Source organism: Mesomycoplasma hyopneumoniae J (genome assembly GCF_000008205.1).
GTDB classification, from domain to species: Bacteria; Bacillota_I; Bacilli_A; order Mycoplasmatales; family Metamycoplasmataceae; genus Mesomycoplasma; species Mesomycoplasma hyopneumoniae.
On sequence record NC_007295.1, the window covers coordinates 293,556 to 315,092 of the forward strand.

20 protein-coding genes are annotated in these 21,537 nt (G+C 27.8%); 15 read left to right on the top strand and 5 right to left on the bottom strand.

Annotated features, from left to right (window positions below):
- Positions 1-104: 104 nt before the first annotated feature.
- Positions 105-641 (top strand): DJ-1/PfpI family protein, encoded by a 537-nt coding sequence (locus MHJ_RS01325; RefSeq protein ID WP_011205965.1) that lies wholly within the window; start codon positions 105-107, stop codon positions 639-641.
- 2 nt (positions 642-643) lie between these two features.
- Here the strand turns inward: MHJ_RS01325 and MHJ_RS01330 are convergent, their stop codons facing one another.
- From MHJ_RS01330 to MHJ_RS01340, 3 genes are read right to left on the bottom strand one after another with little or no spacing between them, the layout of a single operon-like run.
- Positions 644-1,444, bottom strand: coding sequence for an alpha/beta fold hydrolase (locus tag MHJ_RS01330; RefSeq protein WP_011284027.1), 801 nt, complete (start codon positions 1,442-1,444; stop codon positions 644-646).
- A complete protein-coding gene (locus tag MHJ_RS01335; protein WP_044284614.1) occupies positions 1,445-2,443 on the bottom strand; it encodes a lipoate--protein ligase in 999 nt (332 codons plus the stop codon). It abuts the gene before it with no gap.
- 16 nt (positions 2,444-2,459) lie between these two features.
- Positions 2,460-2,795, bottom strand: a complete 336-nt coding sequence (locus tag MHJ_RS01340) for a hypothetical protein (protein WP_011205962.1) — start codon at positions 2,793-2,795, stop codon at positions 2,460-2,462.
- Between the two features lie 120 nt (positions 2,796-2,915).
- Between MHJ_RS01340 and dnaX the strand changes: the two genes are divergently transcribed.
- The 12 genes from dnaX (at position 2,916) to MHJ_RS01400 (ending at position 14,577) form a co-directional block, all read left to right on the top strand.
- Positions 2,916-5,069, top strand: a complete 2,154-nt coding sequence (gene dnaX, locus MHJ_RS01345; protein ID WP_044284615.1) for a DNA polymerase III subunit gamma/tau — start codon at positions 2,916-2,918, stop codon at positions 5,067-5,069.
- Between the two features lie 61 nt (positions 5,070-5,130).
- Positions 5,131-5,412 carry a YbaB/EbfC family nucleoid-associated protein gene (locus MHJ_RS01350; protein WP_020835642.1) on the top strand — a complete coding sequence of 94 codons (282 nt, stop codon included), beginning with the start codon at positions 5,131-5,133 and terminating at the stop codon, positions 5,410-5,412.
- A gap of 2 nt (positions 5,413-5,414) precedes the next feature.
- Positions 5,415-5,999 carry a toprim domain-containing protein gene (locus MHJ_RS01355; RefSeq protein ID WP_011284032.1) on the top strand — a complete coding sequence of 195 codons (585 nt, stop codon included), beginning with the start codon at positions 5,415-5,417 and terminating at the stop codon, positions 5,997-5,999.
- A 2-nt stretch (positions 6,000-6,001) separates the two neighbouring features.
- The gene (tmk, locus tag MHJ_RS01360; RefSeq protein ID WP_011205958.1) at positions 6,002-6,637 is read left to right on the top strand and encodes a dTMP kinase; all 636 of its coding nucleotides are present in this window, start codon (positions 6,002-6,004) and stop codon (positions 6,635-6,637) included.
- Complete coding sequence (locus tag MHJ_RS01365; RefSeq protein ID WP_044284743.1) at positions 6,618-7,490, top strand: DNA polymerase III subunit delta'; 873 nt, start codon at positions 6,618-6,620, stop codon at positions 7,488-7,490. Before tmk ends, MHJ_RS01365 begins: the two co-directional genes overlap by 20 nt.
- 3 nt (positions 7,491-7,493) lie before the next feature.
- Positions 7,494-8,228 carry a 16S rRNA (cytidine(1402)-2'-O)-methyltransferase gene (rsmI, locus tag MHJ_RS01370; protein WP_011205956.1) on the top strand — a complete coding sequence of 245 codons (735 nt, stop codon included), beginning with the start codon at positions 7,494-7,496 and terminating at the stop codon, positions 8,226-8,228.
- Positions 8,229-8,260: 32 nt separating this feature from the next.
- Positions 8,261-8,797, top strand: a complete 537-nt coding sequence (gene hpt / locus MHJ_RS01375) for a hypoxanthine phosphoribosyltransferase (RefSeq protein WP_011205955.1) — start codon at positions 8,261-8,263, stop codon at positions 8,795-8,797.
- A gap of 29 nt (positions 8,798-8,826) precedes the next feature.
- On the top strand, positions 8,827-9,645 hold the full coding sequence (locus tag MHJ_RS01380) for an energy-coupling factor transporter ATPase (protein ID WP_011284036.1): 819 nt from the start codon (positions 8,827-8,829) through the stop codon (positions 9,643-9,645).
- Complete coding sequence (locus MHJ_RS01385) at positions 9,618-10,520, top strand: ATP-binding cassette domain-containing protein (protein ID WP_011205953.1); 903 nt, start codon at positions 9,618-9,620, stop codon at positions 10,518-10,520. Before MHJ_RS01380 ends, MHJ_RS01385 begins: the two co-directional genes overlap by 28 nt.
- The gene (locus MHJ_RS01390; protein WP_011205952.1) at positions 10,510-11,472 is read left to right on the top strand and encodes an energy-coupling factor transporter transmembrane component T family protein; all 963 of its coding nucleotides are present in this window, start codon (positions 10,510-10,512) and stop codon (positions 11,470-11,472) included. Before MHJ_RS01385 ends, MHJ_RS01390 begins: the two co-directional genes overlap by 11 nt.
- 3 nt (positions 11,473-11,475) lie before the next feature.
- On the top strand, positions 11,476-13,554 hold the full coding sequence (gene ligA, locus MHJ_RS01395) for an NAD-dependent DNA ligase LigA (RefSeq protein WP_044284616.1): 2,079 nt from the start codon (positions 11,476-11,478) through the stop codon (positions 13,552-13,554).
- 69 nt (positions 13,555-13,623) lie between these two features.
- Positions 13,624-14,577 carry a nucleotidyltransferase gene (locus MHJ_RS01400; RefSeq protein WP_011284038.1) on the top strand — a complete coding sequence of 318 codons (954 nt, stop codon included), beginning with the start codon at positions 13,624-13,626 and terminating at the stop codon, positions 14,575-14,577.
- Here MHJ_RS01400 and MHJ_RS01405 read toward each other — a convergent pair.
- The gene (locus MHJ_RS01405) at positions 14,574-17,189 is read right to left on the bottom strand and encodes a cation-translocating P-type ATPase (RefSeq protein WP_044284617.1); all 2,616 of its coding nucleotides are present in this window, start codon (positions 17,187-17,189) and stop codon (positions 14,574-14,576) included. The two genes, MHJ_RS01400 and MHJ_RS01405, sit on opposite strands and share 4 nt — an antisense overlap.
- Before the next feature lie 89 nt (positions 17,190-17,278).
- On the opposite strand from MHJ_RS01405, the gene smpB reads away from it, so the two are divergent.
- Together smpB and MHJ_RS03840 are read left to right on the top strand one after the other, a co-directional pair.
- The gene (smpB, locus tag MHJ_RS01410; RefSeq protein WP_011284040.1) at positions 17,279-17,716 is read left to right on the top strand and encodes an SsrA-binding protein SmpB; all 438 of its coding nucleotides are present in this window, start codon (positions 17,279-17,281) and stop codon (positions 17,714-17,716) included.
- A 134-nt stretch (positions 17,717-17,850) separates the two neighbouring features.
- Positions 17,851-18,342, top strand: a complete 492-nt coding sequence (locus MHJ_RS03840) for a thermonuclease family protein (protein WP_269076329.1) — start codon at positions 17,851-17,853, stop codon at positions 18,340-18,342.
- A gap of 130 nt (positions 18,343-18,472) precedes the next feature.
- Here the strand turns inward: MHJ_RS03840 and MHJ_RS01420 are convergent, their stop codons facing one another.
- A complete protein-coding gene (locus MHJ_RS01420) occupies positions 18,473-21,505 on the bottom strand; it encodes a P110/LppT family adhesin N-terminal domain (RefSeq protein ID WP_044284619.1) in 3,033 nt (1,010 codons plus the stop codon).
- Positions 21,506-21,537 lie beyond the last annotated feature (32 nt).

Sequence of the window (21,537 nt, forward strand, 5' to 3'; positions counted from 1 at the left end):
TATTTTACAAAATTAAAGGACATTATATCATAAATAAATTTTTAAATTACAGAAAAGAATTTAAAATTTATTTATTTATTTATTTTAAGTTTAAAGGAAGAATAATGAAAAAATTATTAGTTATTTTGCTTGATAAATTCCAGGATATTGAACTTACAACTTTTATTTCCCTGATTAAAAAAGCAGAAATTTTTACAGATATTGAATTTTTTAACCCTAAAAATAAATTAGTAATAGGTCAATTCGGAGTTGTATCAATTCAAGCACATAATCACTGGAAATCAGATGACTTTGATGCTGTTTTTATTCCGGGGGGTTTTGCGGCCCAATTATTCCGCAAGGATTCAAAATCAATTCAACTTGTGAGCGAGTTTTTTGCGCAAAACAAACATATTTTTGCCATTTGTGATGCACCAAATGCAATTTTTGAACTAAAATTAGCAGAAAATTATCAATTTAGTTCATATCCAAACCAACATAATTCCAAAATTAGACTAAGACAAGATTCGTTAGTAACTATTGACCGCAATTATATTTCGGCAAGAAATGCAGCAAGTTCGGCAGATTTTGCTTTCGTTGTAATTGAAAAGCTGGGATCAAAAGAGTTAGCTCAAAAAATTAGAAATGGATTTTATCTTTAAATTTATAGTATTTTTTCAATTTCAGCATTAATTAGGTCACTTTTTTCATAAAAAATTGCATGGCCAGTTTTTTCAAATTTTACCACCTTTTTGCCAAAAGTAGCTCCAACTTTTTCAACACTTCTTAACGGGACAAATTTATCCATTTCAGCCCCGATTAAAAAATATTCATTTTTTTGCTCATAAAGCGGTAAAAGCACATTTTTGTGTCAATCTAAATTAAGAATTTGATCAAAAACCATATCTGAAAAAAGTTCCTTTTTTTCCTCAACAAGTTTGAAAAAAGCAATCGCACTTTTAAATAAACTAGCCTCAGAATTAGGTTTATCCTTATAAAATAAATTTGTAACTGTTTCTTTTGCCTCATATAAATTTCGTGGTAGAAGTCAGAAGCCTAATCTTTCCATTTGTTTTTTAAAGCTTGAATCAAAAATAAACGGGTTTAAAGGTCCGGCTAAAATTGCTTTTTCGACAAGATTTTCTTTTAGAATATGCAGTCCAATCGCGGCCCCAAGTGAGTGGGCTACAACAATTTTTACTTTTAAATCAAGTGTTTTTATAAAATTTACAGCAATTTTTTGGTAATTTTCAACACTAATTTTTTGATTATTACTACTTTTACCACAGCCTGGAAAATCAAAGGCAACAATATCATATTTGCGTTTTTTGTTTTGCCGAAGTTGAAAAGTAAAATTATGGCTTGAGTTAAAACCATGGAGAAAAAGTACTTTTGGTCGATTATTATCTTCTAAAAAGTAGAAAATTTCTTCATTGTCAATTTTAATTTTTCGATTTACTACCATTTAAACTCCAAAAATTGTATCTAAAATTTCATAAGGCAGAATTTGACCAAAATACTCATTTAAATTATGAATTTTTTCTAGTTCTCTTTCAAGACTATCACGGTCAAATTCTTTATTTTCCAAAATTTCTTCTATTTCTTCAATTGGCCTTTGTGATAAAAAATCACCTTCAAACTTAATTTTTATAATTATATTTTTTTCAATATTTGCTAAGACCTTCAAAATTCCGGCACTTGTTCGTTTGATATTTTCATAACTAAAAAATGGGTTGGTTCCAAAAATTCAGTTTTTTGATTCTCGTAATTGACTTATTTCCTTGAATTTTTCAGTATTTGAAATTCCTATATCAAAATGATTTTCAACATCAACTGATTTTGTTTGATATTTTTTTTCAAAAAATGAAATTAAACGGTAAATAAATTCATTATCATCAATTTGCTCTTCCATTTCATAGAGAATGTTTGTTACTCGTTGGCGGACAGATTTAATTCCTTTTGATTCAATTTTTAGTCGACTTGGCTTTAAAACTTGTGCTAATTTTGCTAAATTAGCATTAAATAAAATTGTTCCATGATGAACAATTTTATTTTTAAAAATTATCTGGGCATTACCTGAAACTTTTGCGCCATTGACAATTAAATCATTTCGTCCCTTAAATTCAGCTTTTAGCCCTAAGGATCGAAAAAATTCGATAATTGGTGATAGAAATTTTTGATAATTATGATTTTGCTTTTGACTAATAAAGGAAAAATTTATATTACCTAGATCATGATAGACCGCCCCACCCCCTGAAAGCCGACGGTAGATTTCAATATTTTCCTCTTCAACTTCCTCGAGTTTAATTTCTTCGTAAATATTTTGATTTTTTCCAATAATTATCGCATTTTTATGTTGGTAGAAGTAAAGAATATCCTCTTGGTTTTCTTCATCTTTTAGAATAATTTCTTCACAGACTAGTGTATAAAACGGGCTTGTATTTTTTGTTGTATAAATTTTCATAATTATCTCCAAAATTTTAGTTATATTCTAAATTAAAAGTCGTAATTAGTTTAAATTTTGATTTAAAATCGGCTAGATTTTCGCCTAGTCGCAAATTTTCTAAATTAAAAATTTGCACTTTTTCATAATCCCAGCGTAAAGCATATCCACTTTTTGTCAAAAAAAAGATTAAATCTTCTACAAACCAGAAAAAATAGTTCGAATTATATTCTAATTTATCATCTACACTCTTAACTGCGATTTCTAATTGCCGAAAATGGTAGTTTAGAACTCGGAATTCAAAGGATAATTTTCAATTTTTACTACATTTTTTAGCTTCTTGATTTTTTTCCTTTAAAAATGAGGTTGACATAATTTTTCCTTTTATTTATAAAATTAATGTTTTTATTTTATTATAATTTATAATTATAAACTATTAAAGAATTAATTTTATTTATAATTAAATTTATTTTATAATTTTGAAAGGGTTCTTGTGGAAATAAGAAAAGATTATATTGCTTTCTATCGGAAATATCGGCCAAAAAAATTTTCTGATATTGTCGGTCAAAAATTTTTGCTTGAAAGTTTAAAAAATATCATCAAATCAGGTAATTTTTTTCATGCCTACCTTTTTTCAGGACCTCATGGCACTGGAAAGACAACTGTTGCAAAAATTTTTGCAAACGCTATAAATTGCACCCACAAAACGGATTTAATTGAACCTTGTCAAAACTGCATTAAAAATTTTAATAATTCACTTGATATTATTGAAATGGATGCCGCATCGCATAATGGCGTGAAGGAAATTAGAGAAATTATCGAAAATTCAATCAATTTTCCCCAAATTAGCCCCTATAAAATTTATATTTTAGATGAAGTTCATATGCTTTCAACTTCTGCTTTTAATGCTTTTTTAAAAACCTTAGAAGAACCACCAAAACATATGATTTTTATTCTAGCAACAACAGAAGTCCACAAAATTCCTTTAACAATTCTCTCCCGTGTCCAAAGGTATAATTTTCTAGCGCTAAAAGAAGACGAAATTTGTCACCGATTAGAATTTATTCTTGAAAAAGAAAAAATAAAATACGAAAAAAATGCTTTAAAATCAGTCTTTTTATTAAGTCAAGGTAGTCTTCGCGATGCAATTTCAATTCTAGAGCAAGTAGCAACATTTGGGTCAGGGTATGTTAATCAAAAAAATATTAATGAACTTTTTGGTCTAGTAAATAAGGAAATTCTTGTCAATTTTGTTAATGCCTTATTTTTAGCTGATTCTAAAATTTCTTATGAAATTTTAGAACAAATTTCATTTCAAAGTAAAAATTTCCAATTATTTTTAGAATCATTAATTAACCTTGTAAAAGAATGAATTATTTGAAAGTCAACCAAAACAAATGAACTACTTGAATTTTATAGCAATTTTGATTTAGAAAATCTAAAAATAAGCCAGGATTTTGCTTTTAAATTTTTAGAAATTGCATTTTCAAGTCTAAAAGATATAAATTTTGCTGATTTCCAAAATTTAACTCTTGAAATTTTTATTATGCGCATATTATCGCTAAGTAATTTAGAAATTAGTGATCAAAATAATATTAAATTTAAAAAATTAGAAGAAAATAAAGTCGATAAAAGTGATATCCCCGAAAAAATTACTGAGAAAGTTAGTGAGATTAAGTCTAGCCCTACTAATTTTTATAAAATTGAGGATCGGCTTGAAAAGTTAGGAAAATTGGATCTAAAAAATTTAGAAGAAGATATGCAAACAAAGCAAAATAAAAATTATTCATCAATTTTTAATCGAAAATTAGAACAAAATTTGGAAAGACCACCTTTAAAAACAGAGGTTTTTTCCAAATCAACAACTGAATTTAACCAATTTGGACAAATAGGTAATCCATTTATTGAAACTGAAAATCATAAAAAAATTGAAAATCAAAATCTGAAAAATAACGGTGAATTTGATGGTGAAATTGATTTTTCTAATTCTTTTATGCCTGAAAATGGTAATAAAATTGATGAAAATATAAATTCTGTGTCTGATTTTAGTGATATTTCGGCTAATTTATCAGAAGATAAGACAAATTTTGCCCAATCCTTTAATAACAAGGATACTAATTTAATAAATTTAGATACAAATTTTGGTAATAATTCTAGTAAATTTTTAAAAAAAATTGGTTCAAAAGACTATTTGAGTGCTGAAGAAGTTTTGAATTTTATATGATTAGGTAAAAATTTTCGTAGTCAAAATCAGGTGGAATATGAAAATTTAGTTCAAAATTGAAGAAAAAATTTGCCACTTTTCGAGTATAATGTTGAATTTATGGAAATTGTTAGCGTGTTAAAATATGCTAAAATTCTCTCATTAGGTGCAAATTTTGTTTTTTTTATGGCCGCTCGTGATGAATATGAAGATTTATTAATTGAAACTATAAAGGAAAAATATCAAGTCAATGAGTTATTATTACAAATTTTTAACGTGGAAATGCATCCATTAGTTGCAAGCAAAAACCTTATTAATAAAGCTAAAATTTTGCCTACCAAAATGCGGAATGAGGGCAAACGAATTGTTGCAAAACCTTTTGAAATCCCCAAAAAAACGACTATTTCAAAGGAGGATTTGGAAAAACTTTTGTTTGATAAGTAAAATTTCTAATAAATTTATATAATTTATTTTGTAATTTTTAAAATTATCGAAAGGACCAATTATGAATTTTCAAAAATTATTAAAACAAGCACAAAAAATCCAAAAAGATCAAAAAGTTAAAAAAAATGCACTTGCAAAAATGGACTTTGACTTTGAAAATCAAGGAATTTCATTAACAATTACCGGTGATTTTGAACTAAAAAAAATAAAAATTTCACCAATTTTAGTAGATAAAGACGATATTGAAACATTAGAAGATTTACTATCAATTACATTAAATCAAGCATTATTGAAAATTAAAGAAGAAAACGAAAAAATAAGCGATTATCCAAATCAAGTTTAATTATGATCAAAGAAACATTTAAAAATCTTGCTGAGGATCTAAGAAAAATCCCGGGAATTTCCAAAAAACAAGCAATGCGAATTTTGTCTTTTTTGGTTGATGTTCCAATTGAAAAAATTGAAAATTTTGTTAGAGCAATTTATGATTTAAAAAAAAACACACAATATTGTGAAAAATGTGGGTATTTAAATACTAATCCAGTTTGTGAAATATGCCTTGATTTCCAACGGTCTTTTAAAATTTTAGTAGTTGAAAATACCGAAATGATTGCTAAATTTGAAGAATATGGAAAATATGATGGTCAATATTTTGTTTTTGGTAAATATGATATTAAAAATTTAGAAAATCATAATGCCCAAATTAAAAAATTAGCTGATTTAGCCGCTAATAAAAGTGAGATAATTCTTGGTTTATCTTCGACAATGGAGGGACTGATTTTTGCAAATTATCTCGCAAAACACGAGTTTTTATCCGGCCTTAAAATTACTCGGCTTGCAACTGGAATTCCATTTGGAGCAATAATTGATTATATCGATAATATCACCTTAGATCAAGCGCTTAAAAATCGACAAGAAATGGAAAAATAAATATGTTTATTAGTTTTGAAGGAATTGATGCAAGCGGAAAATCAACCGTGATGGACTTATTTGCAAAGTATTTAAAAATCAAATTTCCCGAAAAAGAGATTGTTACTACTTTTGAACCAGGAGGCAAAAATTTAAAAGAGGCGCTGCAGATCCGTGAATTTTTACTAAGTAAGAATAATCAAATCAGCCCTTATGTAGAAATGCTTTTATTTGCAACCGCAAGACGAATTCATCTAGAAAGACTAATTTGGCCCGCACTAAAAGCAGGAAAAATTGTTCTTTGTGATCGCTATATTGATTCCTCGATTGCCTATCAAGGTTTTGGAAATGGTCTTGATATTGATTTAGTTACTAGTTTAAATAGTTTGATATCTGAGAATACTTTTCCTGATTTGACAATTTTTTTAGATATTAAAATTTCAAAAGCCTTTGAAAGAATGGGCATTTTTCGCGATCATAATCGTGATCGCCTGGAGAATAGAGGTGTTGAATTCTATGAAAAGGTGATTAATGGTTATGAATTTTTGGCTAAAAAAAATAAAAATTTTTTTAAAATTGATGGAAATGGTACTTATGATGAAGTTTTAGACCTCATAATTGATTTTTTTGAGAAATATTATGCAAGCTGACCAAAATAATTGAAGTAGTTTTCTTTATAATCTTGATAAAAACGGTAAAATTCCTCATGCCATTTTACTAATTTCAAATTATCCTAACTTATTAGATAGTAAAATTAACGAGTTTCTTGAAATTTTTGAACATAAATACGAAATTTTCCTATATGATATTTTCGATAAAAATCTTTCAAAGCAAGAATTTCTTGAAGATATTAATAAATTATATTTTAGCACTTTTGCAGATTCTCAGTCAAAAATTTTCATCCTAAAAAATATTGAAAAAACACATATATCCTTGTTAAATTCGCTTTTGAAAATTCTTGAAGATCCACCAAAGTCAACTTATTTTTTATTAATTGCCAAGTCACAAAATTTAGTTATTCCAACAATTGTTTCGCGTTGTCAAGTTTTTTGATTTACTGAATTTGACCGCCAAAAAGATCTTAAAAAAAAATTAGATCAGTGGAAAAAAACGCCATACAATTCGGTTTATGCAAAAATTTTTTCAAATTTTGAAACTGCAATTACTTCAATTGCGAAAATTAGTGAAAATGATTTGGTAAAATTTGAGTCCTTATTTAATAATCTGGCTAAAAAAAAATTTGAATTTTTAATTTTTCTGAATAACATTTTAACAAAAGAAAATGCGCTGATTTTGGTTAAAATGTTAATTTTTTATTCTAAATCAATTTTTTTGAATAAACCGAAAAAAAATTCAAAAAATTCAAGAAAAGAAACATTTATGCCAGAAAATTTCAAAAAAATAACTAAAGTAATGCAGTCCTCACACAAATTTTTAACTACCTTAGATCAGAACGAAAATTTTAATGTTCAAAAATCCGCATTTTTAGTACGGTTGAACATTATTTTATAAAAAATGTCAGCAAAAATTACTGTTTTAGCCACCCCAATTGGAAATTTAAAGGACATCAGTCTCCGCGGAATTGAGGCCTTACGTGAAGCCGAACTAATTTTATGCGAGGATTCACGGGTTTCGCGAAAATTATTAAATTTTTTAGAAATTTATGATAAAAAACTTATTTCTTATCATAAATTTAACGAAAATTCTGTTATTTCAAAAATTTCGCCGTTAATTTTTTCGGGAAAGAAGGTCTTATTAATTTCAGATGCAGGTTCTCCCTTAGTTAGTGATCCAGGGCAATTTTTAATAAACTGAGCACATAAAAATGAAATTGATGTTGATTTTTTGCCAGGACCTTGCGCATTTGTTTCTGCTTTTGTCCTTTCCGGTTTTGATTCACCTCTGATTTTTATGGGTTTTTTTAATTCACGAAAACAACAAATAATTAAGCAAATAACTATTTTTAAGCCAAATTTTAGTTATATTTTTTATATTTCACCGCATAAATTAATTAATATTCTGGAAGTAATTAAAGAAATTTATGGTGATAATATTGAAATATTTTTGGTAAAGGAGATGACAAAATTACACCAAAAATATTTTTTTGGCACACCAATTTCTATAATTAATCAGCTAAAAGACTCATTAAAAGGCGAATTTACAATGGTTTTGCGGCTAAAAAATGAGAAGGATTTGCAGATAAAAAAAAAGAAAAATAAATATCAAAAATTTTCTAAAAATAATGTATAATTAAAAGTTAAAAATATTTGAGGTGTTAAAAAATGATTAATAAACATATAAGTCAAATTCTCTATAACCGTGATCAAATTAAAGCGAGAATTGCTGAAATCGGGAAGTGGATAAATGAAACTTATAAAGATTCTAATGAAATTGTTTTTATAGGTGTGCTTAAAGGTTCGCTAATTTTTTTAACTGAATTAATTCAGAGTGTAGATGTGGATTCAATGGTTGATTTTGTGATTGCAAAATCATATTTTGGTGGGTCAGAATCAACTGGTGAATTAAAAGTTATTACAGATATTGATATTCAAATCCAAAATAAAGATGTAATTTTAATTGATGACATTCTTGATTCAGGGATAACATTATCAAAAATTAGGGATCATTTAAAATTAAAAAACCCAAAATCCTTAAGGGTTATTACTCTTTTTGATAAAAAGGTAAAAAGAAAATACGATATTCAAGCAGATGTTTCTGGCTTTGTAGTTCCGGATGCTTTTCTTGTTGGATATGGTCTTGATTATCAGGATAAATATCGTAATTGACCTTTTGTAGCTATTTTTGATCCTAATAAATAGTAAAAAAAAAAAAAAAAAAAAGGTAATTAATGATAAAAGTTTCCGATGTTTGCTTTAGTTATACAAACAACATGGACCAGCTTGTGCTGAAAAATATTAATGTTGTTTTTGAAAAAGGTAAATATTATGCAATTCTAGGGCATAATGGTTCAGGAAAATCAACGTTTTCTAAGATTCTTTCAGGAATTTTTAAACCTCAAAAAGGTAGTATTGAAGTTGATGGAGTTTTACTAAATAAGGAAAATTTAACGAAAATTAGGAAAAAAATTGGTATAATTTTTCAAAACCCAGATAATCAATTTGTTGGGGCAACGGTTGAAGATGACATCGCTTTCAGTTTGGAAAACATTAATGAGGATCCAAAAAAAATGAGTCAAATAATCGCAAATTTAGCTGCAAAAGTGCAAATGGAGTCATATTTAGACCGTGAGCCACAATTTTTATCTGGGGGCCAAAAGCAAAAAGTAGCAATTGCATCAGTTTTAGCACTAAATCCTGAGATTATAATTTTTGATGAAATAACTTCAATGCTTGATCCCAGAGGTAAATATGATGTTGTTAAAATTCTTGATGATCTAAGAAAAGATAAAACAAAAACTTTAATTTCAATCACCCACAATATGAATGAAGCAATTTTAGCTGATGAAATTATTGTTTTTGCAAATGGGGGAATTATCGCTCAGGGGGATCCAAAATTAATTTTAAATGATAAAAATATCATCGAAAAAGCGAAAATTGACTCCCCATTTATCTATAAAATTTCCAGCGCACTTAAATTAGTTAGTCCAACTTATGACGAAAATGAATTGCTAGAGCAACTATGAAAATTAAAGCAAAAAACATCGTAAAAATTTATGATCAAAAATTACCATCAGAATTAAAAGCCCTTGATAAAGTAACTACTGAAATAAATCAGGGCGAGTTTATTGCAATTATTGGCCAAACTGGTTCAGGAAAAACAACTTTTATTCAGCATATGAATGCACTTTTGCTACCAGATCAAGGCGAAATTGAGTATCTCTATTTTGATTCAAAAAATCAAGAAAAAAAATTAGTTGTTCAAAAACCGCGTTTTTTTAGAAAAAAACTAAAATTTATTAATGAAATTCGTCGGCGTGTGGGCGTCGTTTTTCAGTTTGCTGAATATCAGCTTTTTGAGCAAACAATTGAAAAAGACATCATATTTGGGGCTGTTTCAATGGGAACTCCAAAAAATGAGGCAAAAAAAATTGCCGCAGAAATAATTGAATTAGTTGGTCTTGATCAAAGTTTTTTACAAAAATCACCTTTTGAACTTTCAGGTGGCCAGAAACGCCGAGTTGCAATTGCCGGAATTTTAGCAATGGATCCTGATATTATTTTTTTTGATGAACCCACGGCCGGACTTGATCCCCAAGGAACGCTAAAAATGCTTGAAATTCTTGATACTTTATATAAAAAGGGCAAGACAATCATTCTGGCAACTCATGATCTTGATAGTGTTTTAGAATGAACAAAACGTTGTATTTTTTTTAAAGATGGTAGAATTATTTATGATGGTGATACTTATTCAATTTTAGCAAATAATAAATTTTTAATTGAAAATAAGATGTTACCAACTAATTTACTCAATTTTCGCGAAAAATTAATCAAAATTGGTTATCCAATTTCTAATGTTAGATCAGTATCTGAGTTAATCAGTGAAATTAATATGCTAATTCAAAAGGAAACAAATGCAGATTAGTGTTGCAAAATATGTAGCTCAAAATACAATCATTCATAAAATGGACCCGCGGCTAAAAATTGCTTTTAACATCCTTTTTGCGGTACTTTTTTTTGTTACAAGTCATCTAATTACAATTTTAATCTTGCTTTTTGCAGCATTAGTATTTTTTTATATTACTACCAAAAAAATAAAGCAAATTTTTACCTTGATGAAACTGCCTTTAATAATTTTTCTGATAATGATTATAATTTATGGATTTATTATTGACCAGAAAAATATTAACATAATTTTAGGGATAACCGCACCAGATAAAGCGCCACAATACCGGGTTTTGGGTCTAAATGAACAACAGACAAATGATTTTATTTCCTGATATTTAGTAAAGCCGACTGTTTTGTTTTCAAATCTTAAGTTCTCAATTGGCACTGTTAGCATAATTCGCTCATTTGTTTTGGCGATCCGAATTTATGCAATGATAATTTCAACAACAATTCTGACCTATTCAACCAAACCATTTTTATTAACTAGGGCAATCGAGGACTTAATTCTGCCTTTAAAACTTTTATTTATTCCCACACACATTATCGCAATGATTATTTCAATTGCAATCCGGTTTATTCCTACTTTGTTATTAGAAGCAACCCGAATTATGAAAGCACAGTCTTCACGCGGAGTTGATTTTAAACACGGAAAAATTAAGGATAAAGTTAAGTCATTAATTACCTTGATAATCCCACTTTTTGTATTAGCGTTTTCTCGAGCTGAAGATCTTTCAAATGCAATGGATGTAAGAAATTACGATGTTTATGCAAAAAGAAGTCGTTATCGCAGGCTAGTTTTTAATAAAATGGATTATTTATTTGCCCTAATTTTTATTAGTTTAATTATTTTAACAGTTTTAATGGAATTAAATATAATTCCAATTTCGCATCTGCCAAAATGATGATTATACACTAATCAAAAAATTTAAATTATGAAAAAAAACAGTCAAATTCGCGCGAAAATTATTGAACTAAGAGAAAAAATTGAAAAATGAAATCACCATTATTACCAATTACAGAACCCACTTGTCGATGATTTAGTATATGATAAAACTTTAAGAGAACTAGAAAAATTAGAACGCGAAAATTTTTTCTTATTTAGTCTTGAAGAACTAAATCAATCACCAAGTCAAAAAGTTGGATCAAAAATTACCTCAAAATTTGAAAAAGTTGCTCATTCAAGTCCGATGTTATCGCTTAATAAGGCTTATTCAAATGAGGAATTGGAAAAATGAGCAAAAAAAGCTAGCGAAATTCTTAAAACAGTTACATTTTTTGTTGAGCCTAAAATTGATGGGATTGCCCTATCACTTTTTTACCAAAATGGCAATTTGATTAAGGCATTAACACGCGGCGATGGAGTTTTTGGGGAAAATGTTTTAGTTAATGCACTTAAAATTAATGATGAATTTATTCCGAAAAAAATTAATTATCTTGAAGATTTAGAAGTCCGTGGGGAAATTTATATTGATAATTCCACATTTGCAAGTTTACAACTTGAGACAAAAAAATTTAAAAACCCCCGTAATGCTGCAAGCGGAATTCTGCGCCGTTATAAAAATCACAAGCCAAAAATTGATGCAAAAAGTATTAAATTTCTTGAAGAAGAATCCGATTTTAGATATTTAAAAAGTTTTTTTTATACTTTAGTAAACCCTGAAAAACATAAGATAAATTCCCAATTTGATAGCATTAATTTTCTAAGAAACTTAGGTTTTCAAGTAAATCCTTTCCAAAAAAAGTGCTCTGATTTAAAAGATGTTTTTAATTTTATTAGCATAATAAAGCAAAAAAGAGATTTCCTAAATTATAATATTGATGGTGTTGTAGTTAAAGTTAATGAATTTTCTATCTATGAAAAATTAGGCTCAACTTCTAAATTTCCTCATAGCGCAATTGCTTTTAAATTCGAAGACGATATTGCAAAAACTAAGCTTTTAGCGATTTTTGCAACAATTGGAAGAACAGGAAAAGTTACTTATAATGCAAAAATTGAGCCAGTAACACTGGCTGGAAGTAAAATTTCATCAGCAATTTTACCAAATTATTCTTATATTGAAAATTTAAAATTGAATTTAAATACAGAAGTTTATATAAAAAAAGCCGGCGAAATAATCCCACAAATCATTGGTAGCGTTCATAATTATCCAAAAACTAATTTTTCAATAGTAAAAAATTGTCCAAAATGTAATTCAGAATTAGTCAATAGTGAATCTGGACTTGATCAGTTTTGTCAAAATCAATTTTGTCCTGAAATTATTTTGCAAAAAATAGTGCATTTTTGTTCAAAAAATGCTTTAAATATTGAGTCCTTAGCCCAAAAAAGAATTGAAAAATTCCTTGAAAAAGGTTTGATTTCTTCGGCTTGCGATATTTTCTATCTAAAAGATAAACTCGAATTAATCTATGAAAGATTATCTAATAAAAATCAACTACTTACCAAGCAAAATGCTTCTCAGTCAATGCAGATTAAGTCAATTATGAAGCTATTAAATGAGGTCGAGAGAGCAAAAAATATTGATTTTTATAGACTAATTTTTGGTTTGGGCATACGAAATGTGGGTCTAAAAGCAGCAAAAATTCTTTCACGTTATGCAAGTAATCTTTCAGAATTGAGAAATTTAGACTTTAATTTACTTAAAAATCAGCATGATTTTGGCCCTGTTATTATTGAATCTCTAATCGATTATTTTAATAATCAAAAAAATTCTGAGCAATTAAATTGTCTTGAAACTGTTGGGTTTAATTTTAAAACTACTTTTTTAACTAATCAGTCAAATTCCTGAGCTAGTTTTGCAATTTCGGGAAAATTGAGCAAGCCACGCGATGAATATGTTAGAATTATTGAGGAATCAGGCGCTTCTTTTCATGAATCACTTACAAAAAAAACTGATTTTTTATTGCTAGGCCAATCTGCGGGTTCAAAGATAGAAAAGGCTAAGAAAGCCGGGATAAAAATCATTAACGAGGTACAATTTTTTGATTTAATTAAAAATTCTAAAAAAACTTAAATTAAAAAAATACTATAAATTACGTTGTTTTTTTATTTTTTCGAATCACAATAGAAGAAAGTTTAGACTATGGCAATTGCAATAATCGCTGAATATAACCCGTTTCATAATGGGCATATTTATCAACTTGAATATACAAAAAAAAATTTCCCTAATGATAAAATTTATATAATTTTAAGTGGAAATTTCACCCAAAGAGGTGAAATTTCCCTTGCAGATTTTAAAACAAAAAGTAAAATAGCACTTAAATATGGGGCTGATTTTATAATTAAACTCCCTTTTGAGTATGCAACTCAGGCCGCTCATATTTTTGCAAAAGGCGCAATAAAAATTGTTAATCAGCATAAAATTGATAAAATTATTTTTGGATCCGAATCAAATGATGTAGAAAATTTATATAAACTTGCAAATTTATGAAATCAAAATCAAGAAGCCTATAATGCATTTTTAAAATATGCCCTTAAATTAGGTTATTCCTTTCCAAAAGCATCAGCATTTGCTTTAGAAGAAATAAGTGGTCAAAAAATTGTTTTTCCAAATGACATTCTTGGCTTTGAATATATCAAGCAAATAGTTGCAAATAATTACCCAATTCGCGCTTATACTTTAAAAAGAAGTGAAGAATTTAGCCTGAAAAATCCTGAGCCAAACATTGCATCAGCAACTTATTTACGCCAACTTGTTAACGAAAATAAGTCAATTTCGCGATTTTCGCCGATGAAATTTATACACCCGGTTTGTTCTTTGGCAAATTTATACCCTGAATTTCAAAAAATAGTCCGTGAAACTTCCCCTGAAAATTTAGCAAAAATTTGACTAATTAGCGAAGGGATTGAAAATTTATTTAAAAAACATATTAATGAGCCAAATTTTGAAAAATTTTTAAATGCTGTTAATTCCCGAAGATATACAAATTCCCGAATTAAACGAGCGATGGTTTATATTTTATTTAGAATTGAAGATCCAAGTCAATTTGATGAAGAAAAAATTCAACTTGATTGCTGAAAAAATCAGGGTTTTTAGCGTTTTTTTTGTCAGGAAATAAAAATTTTTCAAATCTGATCAAGGAAAATTGCGGCTGGGATTAAAAAAAGTAGAAAATAATGATTGTTATTTTTCAGTATTATCAAATTAGAAAAAACAAAATCTTTTGGCGAAAAAACGGCGTTTAGTCCAGGAGTTAAACATACTAATAAAATTGATAAAAAGCTTACACTAAATCCAAGATGTAAAAATTTTAAATCAGAAAAATTATACCTAATAATTGGCTTGTTTGTAGCTAAAATATAAGAAAGACTTCCAAGATTTAAGCTGATAATTATAAAAGAAATTACTGAAGATTTTGTAATCCAAAAACTAAAAAGACCTAAAAAAGTAATAAAAATTGCCCAAAAACCAATTTTTAATAACAACTTTTTATTAAAAAGTTGTTGATTTTCCTCTAGAAAATTTTTATTCATTACATTTGTTACAATGTTTGTAAGTCCTAAAGCTATCCCACCAAAAGTTTCCGAGACAACGTTAATTCAAAGAATTTGCAGACTTGAAAAAATTTGTTCCCTGAAAATTAAAGTAGCAAAAATCACCGATAAAAGCATCGTAAAATTAGCAATTAGTAAAAACGCAAAAATTTGCTTAATATTTCGAATAATATTTCGTCCTGTTTTGATAGCCAAATAAAGAGTTTTAAAATTATCATCGGCAAGAATAACATTTGCTACCTGTTTTGATACCTGTGAACCTGTTATTCCCATTGCAAAACCAACATCAGCTTTTTTAAGCGAAGGCGCATCGTTTACTCCATCACCGAGCATTGCCACAACTTGTTTTTTTGCTTGTAGGGCGCTGATAATTTCTAGTTTATCCTCTGGTTGAGATCGTGAATAAAGGTGAAATTTTTCGACATTTTCTTGTCAAAAGTTGTCTTTTTTCCAATTTGATGCATCAACAAAATAGGAATTATCTTTAATAATTCCGACATTTTTTGCAATTGCAAACCCAGTATGAAAATTATCACCTGTTATCATCACTGTCGAAATTTGCGATTTTGTAAGTGAGTTAATAATTGATTTTATTTTTTTTCGGGGTGGGTCTTGGAAACCAATGAGGCCCGAAATTTTAATATTTTTAAGATATTTTTCTAAATTTGAATCAAAATTTTGACTATTACTAATTTCGAGATAACCAAATGCAAAAATTCGGTAACCTAATTTTTGCATTTTTAGAAGTTTTTCATTTAAATTTTGCTCAAGATTATCAGCCATTTTAAAAATAATTTCAGGCGCGCCCTTTATAAAAAGAAACTTTTTCTTGTTAAATTCATAAAAAATTGCTGAAAATTTCCGCTTTGAACTAAAAGGAATTTTATCAAGGAATTTATATTCTTTTTCTAATTTTTCTTTTTCAATTTCAAAGTTTTTTGCCGTTTTTAAAATTAGGATCTCTTCAGGGTCACCAAGAAATTTTTCAATATCTCCTTGAAAAAAACTATAGGCACTTGTATTTAAAACTGCCTGTTTTCAAAAAGTTTTTTGCTCAATTTGGTAATAGAAAATATCAGTTATTTCCATTTTATTTTCGGTAATTGTCCCTGTTTTATCAGAACAGACAATCGAGACTGCTCCAAGAGTTTCAATTGTCTTTAAATCTTTGACAATTGCATTATTTTTTGCTAATTTTTTTATTCCAATAATTAAATTTATGCTTACAAGTGGGACAAGTCCTTCGGGAATAAATCCAATTGCAAGCGAAAGCGAGACTATAATTCCTTCTTTAAAATGGCTAAAATCACCAGAAGCTATTAGAAAAATATAAACAAAAAAGAAAAAAATCGCTAAAAAAGCTGCAATAAAAGTGATAATTTTAATAAATTTTTGAATTTTTTTCTGTAAAGGTGAGCTAGCTTCTTCTGTTTTTTGGACAAGGTCGGCGATTTTTCCTAATTTTGTTTTTGCACCAATAGCAGATACTAAAATTTTTGCATTTCCACTTAGGACACTTGAGCCACTAAAAACTTGGCAATCCTGATTATCTCAGTTTGTCATTTTTTCTTTATATACCGAGGTTGACTCGCCGGTTAGAATTGATTCAGAGACTGCAAAATCCTTCATTTCAAGTATATAACCATCGCCACTTATGAGATCGCCAGCGCTAACTTCGAGAATATCGCCTACTAAAATATCCTTAGAATTCAGGCTTATTTTTTTACCCTGACGAATTATTGTCGAAACTGGTGAGTTAAGATCTGAAAGCGCTTTGATTGCTTTTTTTGATTTTGCCTCTTGGATAAGTGAAAAAAATACATTAATTGTGATAATAATTCCGATAATTACAGGCTCAAGATAAGAAATTATTTTTGATCAAAAAGGCAGATCAGATTCAAAAATTAGACTAATCAAAATCGAGATAATAATTACAAAAATTAAAACAAGGGTAAGCGGTTCTTTTAACTGATTTAAAATCCGAAAAAACAAGCTTTTTTCGCCAACTTTTGGTAAGCTATTTTGACCAAAAGTTGTTTGTGAAAATAAAATTTGTTCTTGATTTAGCCCTTTTTCCCTATCAACTTGTTCTAAAAAAGGTAATAAATCTAAACTTTTTGCATTATTTTCTTGATTTTTTACTTTTTTTGACATTTTAGTCCCTTTTTTTATAAAATTGTATAAATTAGATATAAAATAAATTACTATTAGGTTATAATTATAATATTATTTTAGGTTTAAAAATGGAAATTTTAATAAAAAATAAGCGCGCCAATTTTGACTATGAAATTATTGATAGATTTACTGCCGGAATTGTTCTATTTGGTTGAGAGGTTAAGTCAATTCAAGCAAAAAACATTTCGCTTGTTGGTGCTTTTTGTTATTTTAAAGGTCATGAACTTTTTCTTTCGAATGCAAAAATTAGCGAATATAAAGGTTCGCGTGGTCAAACTGATCGAAGTCGTAAACTTTTAATGCACAAACACGAACTCAAAAAAATTCTAAAAGAAAAAATTACAAGAAAACTAGCAATTATCCCACTTTTTATTGGCCAGAAAAATCGAAAAATTAAACTCGAGATTGCACTTGCAAAAGGAAAAACAAAACTCGATAAACGTAATTTGATTAAAGAACGCGATCAAAAAAGGGAGGCAGCAAAATTTTTAAAAAATTATTACTAATTTTTAGTTTATTACCGCTATTTTCAATTTCAAGTTGTTATGATCTTTTCACTAGCTCCTTAAAAGATGAAAATACTATCAAAGATGGAAATAATCCAATAAAAAACTTTCAAGTTTTCGAAAAAAATTCATTAATTCGCAAAGGTCTAAAATATACAACTTTTGTACAAGATGTCTATGATGGTGATACTTTCACTGATAAAAACAACCGTCATTTTCGACTTTTTGGGATAGATACTCCTGAACTTCAACTTCAAAGACCCAATCCAAGAATAAATAAAAAATTAATGAAATTTCACGGTCTACGGGCAAAAAAAATACTTCAGGATTTAATTCTTGACCGTTGAATTTCCTTTGAGATCGTAAATACCGATCCATATCATCGACTTGTAGCAATCATTAGCAATGAAAATGGTGAAAATATTAATCTGAAAATGGTAGAAGGTGGTTTTGCAATTAATCGTTATAGTCAATATGAAAATCAAAAAAAAAATTATTATTACCCGGAATACCGCGATTTAATTAATGCATTGCGAAATGCCCAGGAAAAGGCAAAAAACAAAAATTTATTACTTTGAAGGGATGGAATTCTTCCAGTTTATGGAATAAATCCAGTGCTAAAATAAATTTCTAATTCATTTCTAATTTAAAAAACACTATAAAAACAAGTGTTTTTTAAATTAGAATTATAAAAATAGAACTAATAATTTTGTCTAACAAAGCAAAGTTATTAGTTCATAAATTTTTGAAAAAATTTTATTTTATATATGCTTTAATAAAGGCGTTTCTTATTTGATCGCGGGCAAAATTTCTTGTCTTTGTTGTTAATTCTGGATCGTTATAAACTGCTATTCCTTTTAAAATTATGCTGCTATTTTTGTTAATTTTTTCGTTGTTAGAACCATTTTTATCCGTTGTTTTTTTTGGATTTGGCCCAATTTGGGCCCAGTCAAGATTTAGATAATTCGGAAATGGTGACCATTTTTGACTTACTGGGTTAATATTATAGATAGTTTTTCCATTTAAATTAAGTGATGTTTTTGAATTTAGCTGATAATTTGATGATGAAAAAGCACTAATTTCAATTGATCACGGAGTTTTGATAATTTCAAGGACAATATCTTGGTCATCTTCGATTATTTCTTTACTTTTTTCAAGTAAAAAAGGACTAGAATTTCTTAGTTCCTGGCGATAAAAACGATTTTCGCCAGTTCGATTTGCAAGTTCAACTATGGCTAGATTGTCTAAATTTTGATTTATTTCAGCGCTAAAATTTTTTATTGGCTTTCAGGAATTAGGCCCAAGAATTACTGCTTGCTTATCAATTAATTCAGGTGGGAATAAATTAGCTAAGGAATAAAGGCTTTTTTTGTTCTGGTACAAATATGACTGAAATGATTTAAAATTTTTTATCTGTTTAAAGTCAAGTCCGATAAAATAACCATCAACTTGTTTTTGTTGTGTTTCATCTTTGTTTTTTTGGTCTAAATTTTCGGGTTTGATAAAGGTAATATCCGAATTTTCCGTAGTTTTTTCAGTTTTTAGTCCTGCAATCCCTTGGATTGTGGTATTTTTATTTATAAATTTAAAATTTTTAATCTTTTGAATAAAAAGACCGTTTCCATCTGAGTCTGCAAGTAGGTAATGTTTTTTATAGTCATTGATATTTTTTGGTTTAAATGCTAAATAAATTAGCCCTGAATCAAGCCGTGAAAATGGTGCTGATTTGAAACTTGGGCTACTTATATTGACTGTTCTGGCAATATTTTCTTTTGTTTTTGATTGGTTTTGCTGAAATTTAATCGGATTTGTTAGTTTAAAACCTTCTTGAGTTAGTTGATTTTTACTATCTAAATCATCCTCAAAATGAATATTATTATCAGATAAATCTATAATTTCATAGCCTTTTTTATTGTCTGATTTTGAAAAAGATGACTTGCCATCAAGAAAAAAAGTTGGATAAAATTTAGCTGCATCATCAAAAGCGCTCATTTCAGAACTGACAATATTTGAAATTTTAATCTTTCTTGTGGCTAATTTTTGCTTATTTTTATTTGAAATTAGACTAAATTTGATAGTAAAATCACCTTCCTTATTATCAAGGATAAAATCAGAGCTTATATCATCATTTATTAAATTACGCTGAATATTAAGCACTTTTCAAATTGCTTTTCCTAAACTTTTTTCATTGTTTTGTGCTTTATTAACCTGATCATCACTAAATTCTTGGACTTTAACTAGTTGATTTTTAAGGATTTTAGCAGTTCTTATTAATTCTCTTTTATAATTTTCTATAGCAATTTCATCACCAATTTTGCCAAAATCAAGTAAATAAAGTTGGCTAACTAACTTTATATCAGGATTTTCTGGGTCTAATTCATTGTTAAATTCCTTAATTTTATTTATTATATTTACTAGTTTTTTACTAGTTCACGCTGCTGAATTTTCATCTTTTCTTAGTAAGAATACCTCAGATTTTGGCTCGGGTAGATTTTGTGCAAAAATCCGGGCATACTGATTCAGGTCTGGTTTTAGGTCCCAATCAAACTTAAAACTTAAAATTTTAATTAGTTTTTGTTGGACTCACTTTGAGATATCAACATTTATTTCAAGCCGAATTTTATCATCTTTTAGCAAATTATTAAGTTCTAAAGCAGGTATTTCACTATTTTTTTTGATTTTAAAATTTATGTTTGTGATATAATTTTTTATTTTATTAGTATTAATTAGATGCTCGCTTTGTACATAATCAAATAAGTTTTCAAAATTTTTTGTTGTTGATATCCAAGGATTATTATTTTTATCAACATAAAATGATTTTGCAAGTGATAAATTTTCCCTAATTAATTCAGCTTGAATACTTTCCTTGAGCTTGATTTTTTCTTCTAGTTCCGCTTTTATTCACTTAATTATTTCATTTTTAATCTCTAAATCAGGGGTTATTCCGTTAATTTCTAAGGGAATTTCTGTTTTTTTTCCTTCATTTGTGAAGATAAAATTAAGGTAATTTTTATTCCCTTGGTTTGTAAAATTAAGATTATTATCAAAAATTTTTGGTTCTAAAATTTGCCCTTTATGAATAAAAGTTGGTAAGCCGAGACTGTTAACTAAATTATACGAACCTCCAAGTTGAATAAGCGCCTCTTCAAAAGCAATAAATGTTTGTTTTTGGGTTTTGCTAGTTTTAATAAATTGATTTTGTAATTCCTTGCTAAACTCAGCAAAACTTAAAAAATTTTGCGGTTTAATTGAAATTGATGATTTTTTTTCATCAATTTCAAATTTAGCAAGATTTTTTTCAATATTTTTATCAGAAAAACCTTTAATTTCAACTGCTTTTGAAAAAATTTGCCGTTGATCGCTAGTTCTTATAAAAAATACAATATTTTTAATTGCAGTTCCACTTGCTGTTGCATTACTTAGATCATAACTAATTTGGTAATTTTTTTGGTATAGTTTATCAAGATTAATTAACGTTAAAAGGTCAAGATTATAAATCTTGCTTTTTGCTAATTCAAATGCTGTACTAGCTGATAATTCTTTGAATTGATTACTAATGAATAAATTATCAAAGAATTTTCCAAGATTATTTTCAAAGGGATTTTCAGTTTGACTAATACTTAAATTTTGTGATTTTTCATTTAATTTTTGATAATAAGCGCGATTATATGACCAAATACCTAAAGGAATTGCAGTTGAAATAGTTATAATACCACTTAGAAGCAAAATGCTAGTTACAATTTTTGCTGGTTTATTAAAAAATCCTTTAAAATTAGGTATTTTTTTCATTTTAGACCTCTTAATTTTGTATTTTTATTTTT